The organism is Mesorhizobium sp. LMG17149 (assembly GCF_024518695.1).
Lineage (GTDB): Bacteria > Pseudomonadota > Alphaproteobacteria > Rhizobiales > Rhizobiaceae > Mesorhizobium.
On the sequence record NZ_JANIFL010000002.1, the window covers coordinates 367,356 to 382,587 of the forward strand.

The window sequence follows — 15,232 nt, forward strand, 5'->3', positions numbered from 1 at the left end:
GAGGCATCAGTCGAGCCTACCGAGGAAGCATCCAAGTCCCGGCAGCAAAAGCTCGACCTCCCTGGTGAGCGAGGCATCGCCGTCAAGTTCCGTAACCGCTCCTAAGTCTTGCGGCAACGGCCAATTGGCCGGTCCTCCAGCAAAATTGAAGACACAGAGCAGTCTTTCGCCGCCGCCCTCGCGAACGAAAGCCAGCACGTCACCCTCGGCGTCGAGAAAGCGGATCGAGCCTGATACCAGAGCCTCATGCTCCCCGCGCAAGGCCAGCGTGGTCCGATAGGACTTCAGCACCGAGGCCGTGTCGGCATTCTGGACGTCGACCGCGCGGGCGCGATGGCTGGCCGGTATCGGCAGCCACGGCCTGGCCGTGGAGAAGCCCGCATTGTCGGCGCCGGCCTCCCAGACCATCGGCGTGCGACACCCATCCCTGCCCTTGACGCCTGGCCAGAAGCGGATGCCGACGGGATCGCGCAGATCCTCATAGGCCAGTTCCGCCTCCTCCAGGCCCAGCTCCTCGCCCTCATAGAGGCAAATCGAGCCGCGCAGGCAGGACAACAGCATGATCGAGAATCTTGCGACCGCGTCGGGATCGCTGCCCGGCCTTGTCCAGCGGCTGACATGGCGCACCACGTCATGGTTGGAGAACGCCCAGCAGACCCAGCCGTCGGAAACGGCCGCCTCGAAGGCTTCGACGCAGCCACGCACATGCGCGGCCGAGAACTGCGGACCGAGCAGGTCGAAGGTGTAACACATATGCAGCTTGTCGCCGCCTGACGTGTAGGCGGCGAGCGTCTGCAGCGAGCGGCCTTCATCACCGATTTCGCCGACCGCGGCGCGGTCGTCATATTCATCGAGCAGCGTCCTGAAGCGGCGCAGGAACGCCAGGTTTTCCGGCTGCGTCTTGTCGAACAGATGCTCCTGGTAGAGGTAGGTGTTGGTCTCGCCGTTGGTGCCGGCGACGCTCGACGCCAGGGGCGGATTGCTGCGCAGCCAGCGGTCGTGGACATAGTAATTGACCGTATCGAGCCGGAAGCCGTCGACGCCGCGCTCCAGCCAGAACCGCACCGTGTCGAGAAGCGCGTCCTGGACCTCCGGGTTGTGGAAATTCAGGTCGGGCTGCGAGGCTAGGAAGTTGTGCATGTAGTATTGCCGGCGGGTCGAATCCCATTCCCAGGCCGGGCCACCGAACACGGAGAGCCAGTTGTTGGGTGCCCCGCCATCTGGCTTGGCATCGGCCCAGACATACCAGTCCGACTTGGGGTTATCGCGGCTGGCGCGGCTTTCGACAAACCAGTCGTGCCTGTCGGACGAATGCGACAGCACCTGGTCGATGACGATCTTCAGGCCGAGACGATGCGCCTCGGCGACCAGCGCATCGAAATCCTCGAGCGTGCCGAACATCGGATCGACATCGCAGTAATCCGACACGTCGTAGCCCATATCGGCCATCGGCGACTTGAAGAAAGGCGACAGCCAGACGGCATCGACACCAAGCGAGGCGACATGGGCGAGCCTCGAGGTGATACCGGCGAGATCGCCGCTGCCATCGCCGGTCGTGTCCTGGAAGGAGCGCGGATAGATCTGGTAGATGACGCAACCACGCCACCATCCGGTCTTGTCACTCGCCGCCATTGCGCTTCTCCCCTGTGCCGGCTTGCGCTCGTTCGATCATGAAGATCACCGTCCGCCCCGATACCGGCCGCGAGATGTCCACCGCATCCGGCGTTTCGATGGCCGGAGCCCAGAAAAATCCATCTCGCTCAGGCAAGGTGAACATGCAGGCCCGGCGATCGCCGTTGATGATGACGGCAAGGCGGCTGACGCCACCCAGGATCATGACGAGGCGGTACCGCTGCGGGTCCTGCCAGCACTGTTCATTGAGCGGCGCGCCTGTCTCGGTCAGCCATGCGACGTCCGGTATCTCTGAACCTGCCGGTGGCTGGCCAGTGAGGAAGCTTGTATCGGAGAGCGCCGGCATCGACCGGCGCAGCCTCGAGAGTTCCTCCGTGTAGCGCTCCAGCACCTGGTCACGGCCGGCCCAGTCGAGCCAGGTGATCTCGTTGTCCTGCGCATAGGCGTTGTTGTTGCCTTGCTGGGTGCGGCCGAACTCGTCGCCTGCGGTCAGCATGATGGTGCCGCGCGAGGCAAACAGCGTGGCGAGCAGCGCGCACTGATCGTTCTGGCGAGACTCCCATACGGCCGGATCGTCCGCATCCCCTTCGACGCCGTTGTTCCAGGACAGGTTTTCATTGTGACCGTCGCGGTTCTGCTCGCCATTGGCTTCGTTGTGCTTGCGCTCGTAGCGCACGATATCGGCGAGCGTCATGCCGTCATGGGCGGCGATGAAATTGACGGTCCGACTGGCGTTTTGCCGGTTCGTTGCGAACACATCGGACGAACCGGCAAGCCGGGTCGCCAGCGCACCGACCATGCCGGCGTCGCCGCGCCAGAAGCGCCTGACGTCATCGCGATACTTGTCGTTCCATTCGAGGAAGGGCGGCGGGAAATTACCGAGCTGATAGCCGTCGGAACCGATGTCCCACGGCTCGGCGATCAACACGCGATCGGCCAGCAGCGGGTCGTCGCGCATCGCTCTCAGCATCGGCGCCTCGGCATCGAATGTTCCTTCAACCCTGCCCAGAATGGGCGCCAGGTCGAAGCGGAAGCCGTCGACGCCGGCATCCCTGACGAAATGGCGAAGCGTGTCGAGGACCATCTCCTGGACGACAGGATGATCGCAAGCGACCGTGTTGCCGGTGCCGGTATCGTTGGCCAGCCCGCCGTCTGATGAGTGCCGGTAGTAGGCCTGGTTGTCCAGGCCGCGCAGCGACAGCGTCGGGCCAAGCCAGTCGCTCTCGCCGGTGTGGTTGAAGACGAGGTCGAGGATGACGCCGATGCCAGCCTCACGCAGCACGGCGACCGTGTTTCGCAACTCCATGATGCCGCCTGGCGCCAAACGCGGATCGAGGGCCATGAAAGTCACGGGATTGTAGCCCCAGGCGTTGCGCAGCCCGAGCGGCGGCAAATGTCGCTCGTCGATCGACGCGGTCACCGGCATCAGTTCGACCGCGTCAACCCCCAGTTCTTTCAGATGCTCGATAACCGCCGGGTGAGCAAGTGCGGCGACTGTTCCGCGCAATCTTTCGGGAATGTCCGGATGCAGCATGGTGAAGGCGCGCACCGGCACTTCGTAAATAAGGCCGCCCGGCTGGAATAGCGGCGGGGCAGCCTGCACCGGCTTCGGCAGCGCAGCGGCAATCGCCTTCGGCATCAGCGGCGCGGTATCGGCGCCCTCGCCCCGGCGCTGGGCCAGCCGCCAGTCATAGACATAGGACCTGTCGATCTCGACGGCATAAGGATCGGTCAGGAGCTTGGCGGGATCGAACCACAGTCCGCGTTCCGGCGCGTAGTCGCCATCGGCGCGAAAGCCGTAGCGGATACCCTGGCCAAGGCCCGCAACGAACAGCGCATGGACGCCCTCACCTTCCGGCTGCAGTTCGAGCCGTTCGATCTCCCGGTTGCCCTGCTCGTCGAAGATCGAGACCCAAAGCCGACGGGCCCCCTGCGACCAGGCGGCAAAGCGGATGCCTTCGCGGGTGACGGTGGCGCCGAGCTGGGTCATACAGTCTCCCCCTTCGCCCCTTGTGGGAGAAGGTGTCGCCGAAGGCGACGGATGAGGCGTGTTCCAGATTGGCAAGGACAGCGATCCTTCGCGCACCCCTCAACCGTCTCGGCGCTACGCGCCGATCCACCGCCCTGGGGCGAGCCACGGGTCTCTCCCCGTCCTTCGAACCCCACAAGGGGAGAAGGAAAGACGCGCACCGCCAACGTCAAGTAATCACGCTTGGCTTGGGGCGGCCGGTATAGCTGTGAATCCCGGCAATATCATCGGCTGCGGCTATCAGATCGGCAAGGGCGGCCTGGGTGTCGAGGTCGTGCCTCGATTTGTCCGGCTCGTAGCGTTCGATATAGACGCGCAGCGTCGCGCCCGACGTGCCGGTGCCGGACAGCCGAAAGACCACCCGCGAACCACCTTCAAACAGCACCCTGATGCCCTGATGCTCGCTGATCGAACCGTCGACCGGATCGCGATAGGCAAAATCGTCGGCGCTGGCGATTTTCATGCCGCGCACGCTGGTGCCAGGCAGCGAAGCGAGTTTGGCACGCAACTCGTCGACCAGCGCGTTCGCCCGGTCGCTCTCGACCTCTTCATAGTCATGCCGCGAATAATAATTGCGGCCGTAGGTCGCCCAGTGCTCAGTGACGATCTGCTTGCAGCTTTCGCCGCGCGCGGCAAGGATGTTGAGCCACAAAAGCACCGCCCATAGGCCGTCCTTTTCGCGGACATGGTTGGAGCCGGTGCCCGCACTCTCCTCGCCGCAGATCGTCGCCATGTCGGCATCCAGCAGATTGCCGAAGAACTTCCAGCCGGTCGGCGTCTCATAGAGGGCGATGCCGAGTTTTTCGGCGACGCGGTCGGCAGCGCCACTGGTCGGCATCGAGCGGGCGATGCCCTTCAAACCGGCCTTGTAGCCGGGCGCCAGGCGGGCATTGGCGGCGAGCATGGCAACTGAATCCGACGGGGTGACGAAAATGCCCTTGCCGATGATCAGATTGCGGTCGCCGTCGCCATCCGAGGCAGCGCCGAAATCCGGCGCGTCCGGTCCCATCATCTCGTCATAGAGGTGCTTGGCATGGACGAGGTTCGGGTCCGGGTGATGGCCGCCGAAATCCGGCAGCGGCTTGAAATTGCGGCAGGTGCCGTTGGGCGCGCCGAGCCGATTTTCCAGGATCTCCTTGGCGTAGGGGCCGGTCACCGCGTGCATGGCGTCGAAGCGCATGCGGAAGCCGGATTTGAACAGTTTGCGCAGGGCATCGAAATCGAACAGGCTTTCCATCAGTTCGGCATAGTCGGCGACCGGGTCAATGATCTCGACCGTCATGCCGGCGGCCTTGACCGTGCCTGTTGTGTCGATGTCGATCGGATCGATATCGGCGATCTTGAAGCTTGAGATCGTCTTGGTTTTCTCGAACATCGCGTCGGTCAGCTTTTCGGGCGCCGGGCCGCCATTGCCGGCATTGTACTTGATGCCGAAATCCTCATGCGGGCCGCCGGGATTATGGCTGGCCGACAGGATGATGCCGCCAAAGGTCTTGTACTTGCGGATGACATGCGAGGCGGCCGGCGTCGACAGGATACCGCCCTGCCCGACCATCACCTTGCCGAAGCCGTTGGCGGCGGCCATGGCGATGGCCTTCTGGATGACCTCGCGATTGTAGAACCGGCCGTCACCGCCAATCACCAGGGTCTTGCCCTTGAAACCGTCGAGCGCGTCGAAGATCGACTGGATGAAATTCTCGGCATAGTGCTCCTGCTGAAAGACAGGCACCTTCTTGCGCAGGCCCGACGTGCCGGGCCTCTGGTCGGAATAAGGCTTGGTGGGGACGGTCCGTATCATGCTTCAGGCAACCCTTTTCGAAAGTAGCGAGCGATAGAGTTCGACATATTTTTCGGCGCTCTTGTCCCACGACACATCGGCCTTCATGCCCTGGCGCTGCAGCGATTCCCAGACCGTCGGACTGGCATGGGCGTTGACGAGGCGGCTAATGGCGTGCAGCAACGCACCGCCATTGTTGGGCGCGAACTGGAAGCCGGTGGCGACACCGGCAGAGACGGCGGCCTCATTGGCGTCGATGACCGTATCGGCGAGGCCCCCGGTGCGCGCGACCACCGGCACGCAGCCATAGCGCAGGCCGTAAAGCTGCGTCAGCCCGCACGGTTCGAAGCGCGAGGGGATGACGATGGCGTCACAGCCACCCTGCATGATGTGCGACAGCCCCTCATCGTAGCCGACGACCACACCGATACGGCCGCGATGCCGGGCGGCAGCGGCAAGCAGCGCGCCTTCGAGACCAGCATCGCCCGATCCCAGGATGGCCAGCCGCGCGCCAGTGGCAACGATGCCGTCGATCACCAGCGCCAGTATGTCCATCCCCTTCTGCCAGGTCAGCCGGCTGACCACGCAGACGATCGGGCTGTCGTCACGCTCAAGACTGAAGCGGTCCTCCACGGCAGTCCTGTTGGGCGCGCGCGCCTTCAGTGTGCTCGCCGTGTAGGGGGATACCAGATGCTTGTCGGTTTCCGGATCCCAGATGCCGGTGTCGATGCCGTTGACTATGCCATAGAGATCGCTGGAGCGCATGTTGATGAGGCCGTCGAGACCCATGCCGAATTCCGCCGAGCGGATCTCCTGCGCGTAGGTCGGGCTGACCGTGGTGATCGCCCAGGCGGCCTGCAGGCCAGCCTTGAGGAAGCCGACACCACCATAATATTCGACGCCGTCGAGCGCCATCGCCGCCGCCGGCAAGCCGAGCTCGCCGAAAATGCCGGCGCCGAACTGGCCCTGGAAGGCGAGATTGTGGACGGTCATCATCGAGGGAATGCCAACTGCCTTGCCGTAGCGCATGTAGGCCAGGGTCATCGCCGACTGCCAGTCATGGGCATGGACGATGTCGGGCTGGTAGCCAGAGATGGCGCCACCGGCGATGTCGCCGCCGACCTGGCTCAAGGCCGCGAAACGCCGCCAATTGTCTGGCCAGTCCACGCCGGTGGCGTTGCCGTAGGGACCGCCGGGACGGTCGAACAGATGCGGTGCATCGAGCACGAACAGTTCGAGCCCGGCGAGTTGGACTGAATGGACGGAGGCCTTGCCGCCCTGCAGCAAGGGATATTGCAGAACCGCCCGCTTCCTCTTGAAGGCGGCCATGACGGTCGGAAAGCCCGGGATGAGCGTGCGCACGGTCACGCCCTTGGCCGCCAAGGCGATGGGCAGCGCGCCGGTCACGTCGGCAAGCCCTCCGGTCTTGATCAGCGGAAAGATCTCGGGCGTGACCGACAGAACCTGCATGCGTTAGAGCCCTAACTTGTCGATCATGTCCTGCGTGACCAGGCAGATGCCCTTTTCGGAAACGCGGAAGCGCTTGGCGTCGAGAATAGGATCTTCGCCGACCACCAGCCCTTCCGGTATCCTAACACCATGGTCGATGACCACGCGCTTCAACTTTGCGTTCCGGCCGACATGAACGTCGGGCAGCATGACGACTTCTTCCAGCGTCGAATAGGAATTGATGCGCGCGCCGGTGAAGATCAGGCTTTTTTTCAGCGAAGCCCCCGAGACGATGCAATCGCCCGAGACAAGCGAAGACACAGCCGAACCGCGGCGGCCATCCTCGTCATGCACGAACTTTGCCGGCGGCTTCAATTCGGCATAGGTCCAGATCGGCCAGTCGCGGTCGTAGAGATCGAGCTCGGGCGTGATATCGGTCAGGTCGATATTGGCTTCCCAATAGGCATCGACCGTTCCGACGTCGCGCCAGTAGGCTTCGTTCTCGGCGGTCGAGCGGACGCAGGATTTGGCGAAGCGATGCGCGATCGCCTTACCGTGCTGGACGATGTAGGGGATGATGTCCTTGCCGAAGTCGCGGCTTGAGCCCGCCTCGGCCGCATCGCGGCGCAACTGCTCCATCAGGAATTTGGTCTTGAAGACGTAGATGCCCATCGAAGCCAACGCGAATTCCGGCTTATCGGGAATGCCGGGCGGATCGGCGGGTTTTTCGACGAAGGCGATGATGTTGTCCTTGGCATCGACATGCATGACGCCGAAGCCGGTGGCTTCCATGCGCGGCACTTCGAGGCAGCCGACGGTGACGTCGGCATTGGCGTCGACGTGCTGGCGAAGCATCATCTCGTAGTCCATCTTGTAGATGTGGTCGCCGGCCAGGATGACCATGTATTCGGGGCCGTAGGCCTCGATGATGTCGATGTTCTGATAGACGGCGTCGGCGGTGCCTTCATACCACTGCGTTTCCGAGACGCGCTGGCTGGCCGGCAGGATGTCGAAACTCTCGTTTCGTTCAGGGCGCAGGAAGTTCCAGCCGCGCTGCAGATGGCGGATCAGCGAATGCGCCTTGTACTGAGTGGCGACGCCGAGGCGTCGAATGCCGGAGTTAAGCGCGTTGGAGAGCGCGAAATCGATGATGCGCGTCTTGCCGCCGAAATAGACGGCCGGCTTGGCACGCCGGTCGGTCAGTTCCTTGAGGCGGCTCCCACGGCCGCCGGCCAATACATAGGCCATGGCATCGCGCGCCAGCGGCTGGGTCCGTTTCAAGTCTGCCATTTCTACCCTCCCAAGTTACTCGATATCGACATGGCTCAGTCGGCAACGAGTTCAAGCATGATCGTCGACAGCGGCGGCAAAAGCATCGTCGCTGAGATGTTTCCTCCCTCCGCCCGCGCCTCGACCATGCCGCCATTGCCCTTGCCGGAACCGCCATATTCCGAAGCGTCGGTGTTGATGATCTCGCGCCATTTGCCTGATTTCGGCAACGGCACGCGATAATTGTCACGCGGCACCGGCGTGAAATTGGAAATGACGGCCACCGGGCTGCCGCCCGGTGCGCTGCGCAGCCAGGCAAAAACCGAATTCTGGCTGTCATCGACGATCAGCCAGGAAAACCCTTCCGGCTCACAATCACGGCCATGCAGTGCCGGGCGCGAACGGTAGAGATAGTTGAGATCGCGCACCGTCTGCCAGACGCCGCGATGCGGCCGGAATTCAAGCAGGTTCCAGTCGAGCGCGCGCGCCTCGCTCCATTCGCGGCGCTGCGCGAACTCCTGCCCCATGAAAAGCAGCTTCTTGCCGGGATAGCCCCACATGAAAGCGTAGTAGGCGCGCAGCGTCGCAAACTTCTGCCAGTCGTCGCCGGCCATCTTGCCAAGCAGCGTGCCTTTGCCGTGCACAACCTCGTCGTGCGAGAGCGGCAGCACGAAATTCTCCGAAAAGGCGTAGGTCAGGCCGAAGGTGAGGTCGTTGTGGTGGTGTTTTCGGAAGATCGGTTCCTTGGAGAAATACTCCAGCGTGTCGTGCATGAAGCCCATATTCCACTTGAAGCCGAAGCCCAACCCGCCTTCATGCACCGGTGCCGAGACCTTCGGCCAAGAGGTCGATTCCTCGGCGATGGTCATCACGCCCGGATGGTGGCCGTAGACCTCCTTGTTCATCTTCTGCAGGAAGCTGACCGCCTCAAGGTTCTCGCGGCCGCCTTTCTCGTTGGGGATCCATTCGCCGGCCTTGCGCGAATAGTCGAGGTACAGCATCGAGGCGACCGCATCGACGCGAAGACCGTCGACATGGTATTTCTCGGCCCAGAACAACGCATTGTTGACCAGGAACGACACCACCTCGCGGCGGCCGAAATTGTAGATCGCGGTGTTCCAGTCGGGATGAAACCCCTTGCGCGGATCGGCATGTTCATAGAGCGCGGTGCCATCGAAATTGGCCAGGCCGTGCTCATCGACCGGGAAATGCGCGGGCACCCAGTCGAGAATAACGCCGACGCCGGCACGGTGGGCGCCGTCGACGAAGCGGGCAAAGCCGTCCGGATCGCCAAAGCGGGCCGATGGCGCGTAGAGGCCGGTCGTCTGGTAGCCCCAGGACGGGTCATACGGGTGTTCGGAGATCGGCATGAATTCGATATGGGTGAAGCCGGTCTCGACCACATAGGGGATCAGCCGGTCGGCCAGTTCGTCCCATGACAGGAACGTACCGTCGTCGCGAAGCTGCCAGGAGCCGGCATGGACCTCGTAGATCGAAATCGCTTCGCGCCGGTGATCGGCATTGCGCCAGAAATTGCGATGCGCCTCGTCGCCCCACTCATGCGCCGGCGGCACGGCCACGACCGAAGCGGTGGCCGGACGCAGTTCGGACTTGAAGGCGAACGGATCGGCCTTCAGCGGCAGCCTGACGCCGTCGGGGCCGATGATCTCGTATTTGTAGGGCCGGCCGGCACCGATATCGGGAATGAACACCTCCCAGATGCCGGTGTCGCGGCGATCCCGCATCGAGTGCCGGCGGCCGTCCCATTCGTTGAAATCGCCGACCACAGAGACACGCCGCGCATTGGGAGCCCAGACGGCGAAATGCACGCCCGTGGCGCCTTCGTGCTCGATGACATGGGCGCCGAGCTTGTCGAACAGCCTGAGATGCGATCCCTCGGCGATGTAGTAGTCGTCCATCGGCCCGAGCACCGGACCGAACGAATAGGGATCGGTCAGCCACCAGTCGCCGCCGGCATTGCGCGCGTGATAGCGAAGCGGCTGCCGCTTCTTGATCGAGAGCTTGCCTTCGAAAAAGCCGCCATCGTCGCGCCTGGACAATTCACCCGCGATGATGCCGGTCAGCGTATAAGCGGTGACGAATTCGGCATTCGGAACAAAGCAGCGGGCCACAAAACCCTTCCCAGCCTCCTGAACACCGAGAACGGCAAACGGATCGCCATGCGTGCCGGCAACAATCGCCGCAACATCGCTGGCTGCCGCCAGTCCGTCCGGCCCGCTTGTCGCAGCGGTCGCGCGCGGCTTCTTCATCAGGCAGTGTCCCTCCCCAGGCACCGAGTGTTTGTTTCTAGTGGTGTGATCCGACTTTCAAGTTCACACCACCGGGACCACATTGTTTGCGGCCTCATGCAATCACATCAGGCAGGCACGTTCCAGATTTCTTTCGCATATTGGCGGATCGTGCGATCGGAGGAGAACCAGCCGACACGCGCCACATTGCGGATTGCCCTGGCGTACCAGTCGGGACTGTTGCGCCAGACCGCATCGACCTCGCGCTGGGCGGTGGCATAGGCATCGAAATCGGCGGCGACCATGAACCAGTCGCTGTTGTAGAGGCCGTTGACGAGGTCGCGGTAACGCTCCGGATCGTCCGGCGAGAAGACGCCCGACGAGACGGCAGCGACCGCTTGCGCCAGCTCAGATGATCCCTCGATGACGGCGCGAGGGTCGTAACCGTTGTTGCGCCGCTCGGCGACCTCGGCGGTGGTCAGGCCGAAGATGAAGATGTTGTCGTCGCCGACGCATTCCTTGATCTCGACATTGGCACCGTCGAGCGTGCCGATGGTCAGCGCGCCGTTGAGCGCGAACTTCATGTTGCCGGTGCCCGACGCTTCCATGCCGGCGGTCGAGATCTGCTCGGAAAGGTCGGCAGCCGGCATCATGATCTCGGCCAGGCTGACATTGTAATTCGGCAGGAACACCACCTTAAGCAGACCGCGCACGGCCGGATCGCGGTTGATGACTTTTGCGACATCGTTGGCGAGTTTGATGATCAGCTTGGCATTGTGGTAGCTGGGCGCCGCCTTGCCGCCGAAGAATTTCACGCGCGGCATCCAGTCGCGCTCGGGGTGCGAGCGGATCTGGTCATAGAGCGCGATCGCCTCGAGAATGTTCAGAAGCTGGCGCTTGTATTCGTGGATGCGTTTGATCTGGATGTCGAAAAGCGCCGAAGGATCGACCTTGATGCCGAGCCGGTCGGCGACGAGGTTGGCCAATCGCGCCTTGTTGGCGCGCTTGACGGCGGCGAACTTGTCGCGAAAGGCGGCATCGCCGGCGAAACCGTCGAGATCCTTGATGGCGTCGATGTCATCGAGAAAACGGTCGCCGATCGCCTCGCGGGCGAGCGACGTCAGTCCGGGATTGCATTGGATCAGCCAGCGCCGCGGCGTGATGCCGTTGGTCTTGTTGTTGATGCGATCGGGATAGAGCTTGTGCAGGTCGGCGAACACCGTCTCCTTCATCAGGTCGGTGTGAAGAGCCGAAACGCCGTTGATGGAATGCGAGCCGACAAAGGCCAGATTGCCCATGCGCACCCGGCGATCGCCATTTTCCTGGATCAGCGAGATGCGGCCAATCTGCTCGTCCGAGAACTGGTTGGAAGCACGCGCCTCCAGAAGCACTTCAGCGTTGATGGCATAGACAATCTGCATGTGGCGCGGCAAAAGCCGCTCGAACAGCGGCACCGGCCAGCTTTCCAGCGCCTCGGGCAGCAGTGTGTGGTTGGTGTAGCCGAAGGTGCGCTGGGTGATATCCCAGGCCTGGTCGAAGTCCATGCCGTGGACGTCCATCAACAGGCGCATCAACTCCGGCACGGCGATGGCCGGATGGGTGTCGTTCAGGTGGATCGCAGCCTTGTCGGGCAGTGATTTCAGGTCGCCATATTGGCTCAGATGGCGCTGCACGATGTCCTGCAGCGAGGCGGTAGAGAAGAAATACTCCTGCCGAAGCCGCAGTTCCTGCCCGGCCTTGTGGGAATCGGCGGGATAGAGCACGCGCGACAAGGCATCGGCCTTGTTGCTTTCGGCGAGCGCGCCGATGTGGTCGCCGGCATTGAATTTGTCGAGCAGGATCGGATCGATCGGCATGCCCGACCAGAGCCGCAGCGTGTTGACGCGATTGGCCCGCCAGCCGACGACGGGCGTGTCATAGGCGACGGCCAGCACATGCTCGGTCGGTTTCCAGACATGGCGTTCGAGGCGCCCGTCCTTGGAGGTGATCGATTCCACCGAACCGCCGAAACCAACCTCGAAGGAGCGTTCGCGACGTTCGAATTCCCACGGGTTACCGTGATCAAGCCAGGTCTCTGGCAGTTCGACCTGCCAGCCGTCGTGAATCTCCTGCCGGAACATGCCATTGGCATAGCGGATGCCGTAGCCATGCGCCGGAATGTCGACGGTCGCCATGCTTTCCATGAAGCAGGCCGCGAGCCGGCCGAGGCCGCCATTGCCGAGCGCCGCATCGGGCTCGAGTGCTGCAATCAAGTCGAGGTCGACACCCAACGACGACAGCGCCTCGCGCATGTTGTCCATCAGGCCCAGATTGGAGAAAGCATCGCGCATCAGGCGGCCGATGAGGAATTCCAGCGACAGATAATAGACGCGCTTTTCCTTCTGGTCGTAAGCCTCTCTCGTCGCCTGCATCCAGTGATCGACGATCCGGTCGCGCACGACCTTGATCGAGGCGGTTAGCCAGTCGTACTGGGTCGCAACGGTGGTGTCCTTGCCGACCCTGTATTTGAGGGCAACCAAGACTTCACGTGCGAGTGTCTTTGGGTCAGGATTTTCGAGCAGTGGCGGAAGGGGTTCGGATGTCATCGCGCTCGTCATGATGCCTCTCGTGCGGTTGCCATGATCATACCGGCTTTCATCGCTCCTCCCAGCCCATGCTAGCTGATACCGCCATATATTCAATCGATTTAAACAGGTTCGATCCGGCTTGCCCCCTGCGGCAATTTGGCAATTCTGAAGTGTGACGCGCCAAGACGGCCCGCGCGCCGCGCTTCAAATCCCTGTTCCGTGCTTGCCGTGTCGCCATGCGCCAGCCACTTGGGCGACATGTATCAAGCCGCCAGCGCCGCCTCCGGCGGGGCCTTGGCTCCTGTCATGAAGGCGACGGCGTCGGACATCGTATATTGCTTGGGGTCGATGACGGCGAGGCGACGGCCCAGCCGATGGATGTGAATGCGATCGGCCACTTCGAAGACATGCGGCATGTTGTGCGAGATCAGCACGATCGGGAGGCCGCGCTTCTTGACGTCGAGGATCAGCTCGAGCACGCGGCGGCTTTCCTTGACGCCAAGGGCGGCTGTCGGCTCGTCCATGATCACCACACGACTGCCAAAGGCGGCCGCACGCGCCACGGCAACGCCCTGCCTTTGGCCGCCCGAGAGCGTCTCCACAGCCTGGCTGATGTTCTGGATGGTCATCAGGCCAAGTTCGGTAAGCTTGTCGCGGGCGCGCTTTTCCATCGCCGGGCGATCGAGCATGCGAAGCCAATCGCCCAGAAAACCCGGTTTACGGATTTCGCGGCCAAGGAACATATTGTCGGCGATTGACAGCGCCGGCGACAGCGCCAGGTTTTGGTAGACGGTCTCGATGCCGGCTTCGCGGGCCTCCATCGGCGATTTGAAGGAGACGGGTTTTCCTTCAAGCCGGATCTCGCCTTCATCGGGCACGGCAGCGCCGGAAATCGCCTTGATGAGCGACGATTTGCCGGCGCCATTGTCACCGATGACAGCAAGGATTTCGCCGGGGTAGAGGTCGAAGTCGGCGTTGTCGAGGGCGGTGACGCGGCCGTAGCGCTTGACCAGGCCACGCGCGGTGAGAATGGGTTCCTGGGTCATGGTCATGCCGAAACCTTTCTGATCCATTGGTCGACCGCCACGGCGCCGATGATCAGCACACCGGTGAGCAGCACCTTCCATTGCGGATCGGCGCCCAGCATGTTGAGGCCCATGGAGACGACGCCGACGATCATCGCGCCGAACAGCGTGCCCAGGATCGAGCCGCGTCCGCCGAACAGGGAAATACCGCCGATCACCGTCGCGGTGATCGCCTGGAGATTGTAGTCGGTGACGGCAGCCGACGGCGAGATCGAGCCGTTGCGGCCGATGGAGACCCAGGCAGCGAAAGCGGCGATCAGCCCGGCAAGGGTGTAGACCGTCATCAGCACCTTCTTGGTCTGGATGCCCGACAGCTTCGCCGCCTCCTGATCATCGCCAACGGCGTAGACATGGCGGCCCCATGCCGTGTGATTGAGCACGTACCAGAGGATCATCACGAGCACGACCGTGGCAATGACGCCGAGCGTCAGCACCGCCGTGCCGACCTTAAAGCTGATGGCAAAGAGATGCAGGAGCGGCGCCTGGGTGTCGACGTCGGTGTCGCGGATCGTCTCGTTGGCCGAATAGATGAAGTTCGTGGCCATGACGATGTTCCAGGTGCCAAGCGTCACGATGAAGGGCGGCAGCTTCATGTAGGCGACAAGCACGCCGTTGAGCAGTCCGCAGGCCGCACCGGCGGCAAGCCCTATCGCCACGGCGAGCGCGCTCGGCATGCCGTAGGAGACCGCGCAATTGCCCATGATCACCGCTGAAATCACCATGATCACGCCAATCGACAGGTCGATGCCCGCGGTCAGGATGACCAGCGTCTGCGCAGCACCCAGAATGCCGATAATGGCGATCTGCTGCAGGATAAGCGTCAGCGTGTAGGACGAAAAGAACCGCCCACCGATGGTGATGCCGAAGACGATGATCGCCAGAACCAGGACGATCAGCGGCACTGCGGCCGGCGTCGAATGCAAGAAATGCTGGATGCGCTTGACGGCCGATTTGTGCTCGTCAAAAGCGGCAACGCTGGTGTCGCTGCTCGAGAGAACCTTCTCGAATTCCTGAGCTTGAGCCATGTTTACTCCCCGTAGGCTTCAGCCAAACGCCGACGCCAGTCCACGCCTTTCCGGTCTGCTGCCGGGATTGTTCGCGGTCACGCGAGCCATCGTCCACCCGAAGCGGCCGGGGATCAAGCCCCGACCGCTCAGGTTCCCTGGATGCCGGTC

General features: G+C 62.8%; 9 protein-coding genes. All 9 read right to left on the reverse strand.

Annotation, left to right across the window (positions count from 1 at the left end; all coding sequences use genetic code 11):
- Positions 1 to 6: 6 nt before the first annotated feature.
- Positions 7 to 1,632, reverse strand: coding sequence for an alpha-glucosidase family protein (locus tag NP945_RS05080; protein ID WP_256745733.1), 1,626 nt, complete (start codon positions 1,630 to 1,632; stop codon positions 7 to 9).
- On the reverse strand, positions 1,619 to 3,622 hold the full coding sequence (gene glgX / locus NP945_RS05085; RefSeq protein WP_256745734.1) for a glycogen debranching protein GlgX: 2,004 nt from the start codon (positions 3,620 to 3,622) through the stop codon (positions 1,619 to 1,621). The genes NP945_RS05080 and glgX overlap by 14 nt, the downstream gene beginning before the upstream one ends.
- 208 nt (positions 3,623 to 3,830) lie before the next feature.
- Complete coding sequence (locus tag NP945_RS05090) at positions 3,831 to 5,459, reverse strand: alpha-D-glucose phosphate-specific phosphoglucomutase (RefSeq protein ID WP_256745735.1); 1,629 nt, start codon at positions 5,457 to 5,459, stop codon at positions 3,831 to 3,833.
- A 3-nt stretch (positions 5,460 to 5,462) separates the two neighbouring features.
- A complete protein-coding gene (glgA, locus tag NP945_RS05095) occupies positions 5,463 to 6,908 on the reverse strand; it encodes a glycogen synthase GlgA (RefSeq protein ID WP_256745736.1) in 1,446 nt (481 codons plus the stop codon).
- A gap of 3 nt (positions 6,909 to 6,911) precedes the next feature.
- Complete coding sequence (gene glgC / locus NP945_RS05100; protein WP_127273144.1) at positions 6,912 to 8,177, reverse strand: glucose-1-phosphate adenylyltransferase; 1,266 nt, start codon at positions 8,175 to 8,177, stop codon at positions 6,912 to 6,914.
- 35 nt (positions 8,178 to 8,212) lie between these two features.
- Entirely contained in the window at positions 8,213 to 10,426 is a 2,214-nt protein-coding gene (glgB, locus tag NP945_RS05105; protein WP_127268704.1) for a 1,4-alpha-glucan branching protein GlgB, read from the reverse strand.
- A gap of 107 nt (positions 10,427 to 10,533) precedes the next feature.
- On the reverse strand, positions 10,534 to 13,002 hold the full coding sequence (locus tag NP945_RS05110; RefSeq protein ID WP_127269993.1) for a glycogen/starch/alpha-glucan phosphorylase: 2,469 nt from the start codon (positions 13,000 to 13,002) through the stop codon (positions 10,534 to 10,536).
- Between the two features lie 233 nt (positions 13,003 to 13,235).
- Positions 13,236 to 14,045, reverse strand: a complete 810-nt coding sequence (locus tag NP945_RS05115; RefSeq protein ID WP_245472424.1) for an ATP-binding cassette domain-containing protein — start codon at positions 14,043 to 14,045, stop codon at positions 13,236 to 13,238.
- On the reverse strand, positions 14,021 to 15,082 hold the full coding sequence (locus NP945_RS05120) for an ABC transporter permease (protein WP_127269995.1): 1,062 nt from the start codon (positions 15,080 to 15,082) through the stop codon (positions 14,021 to 14,023). Before NP945_RS05120 ends, NP945_RS05115 begins: the two co-directional genes overlap by 25 nt.
- Between the last annotated feature and the right edge of the window lie 150 nt (positions 15,083 to 15,232).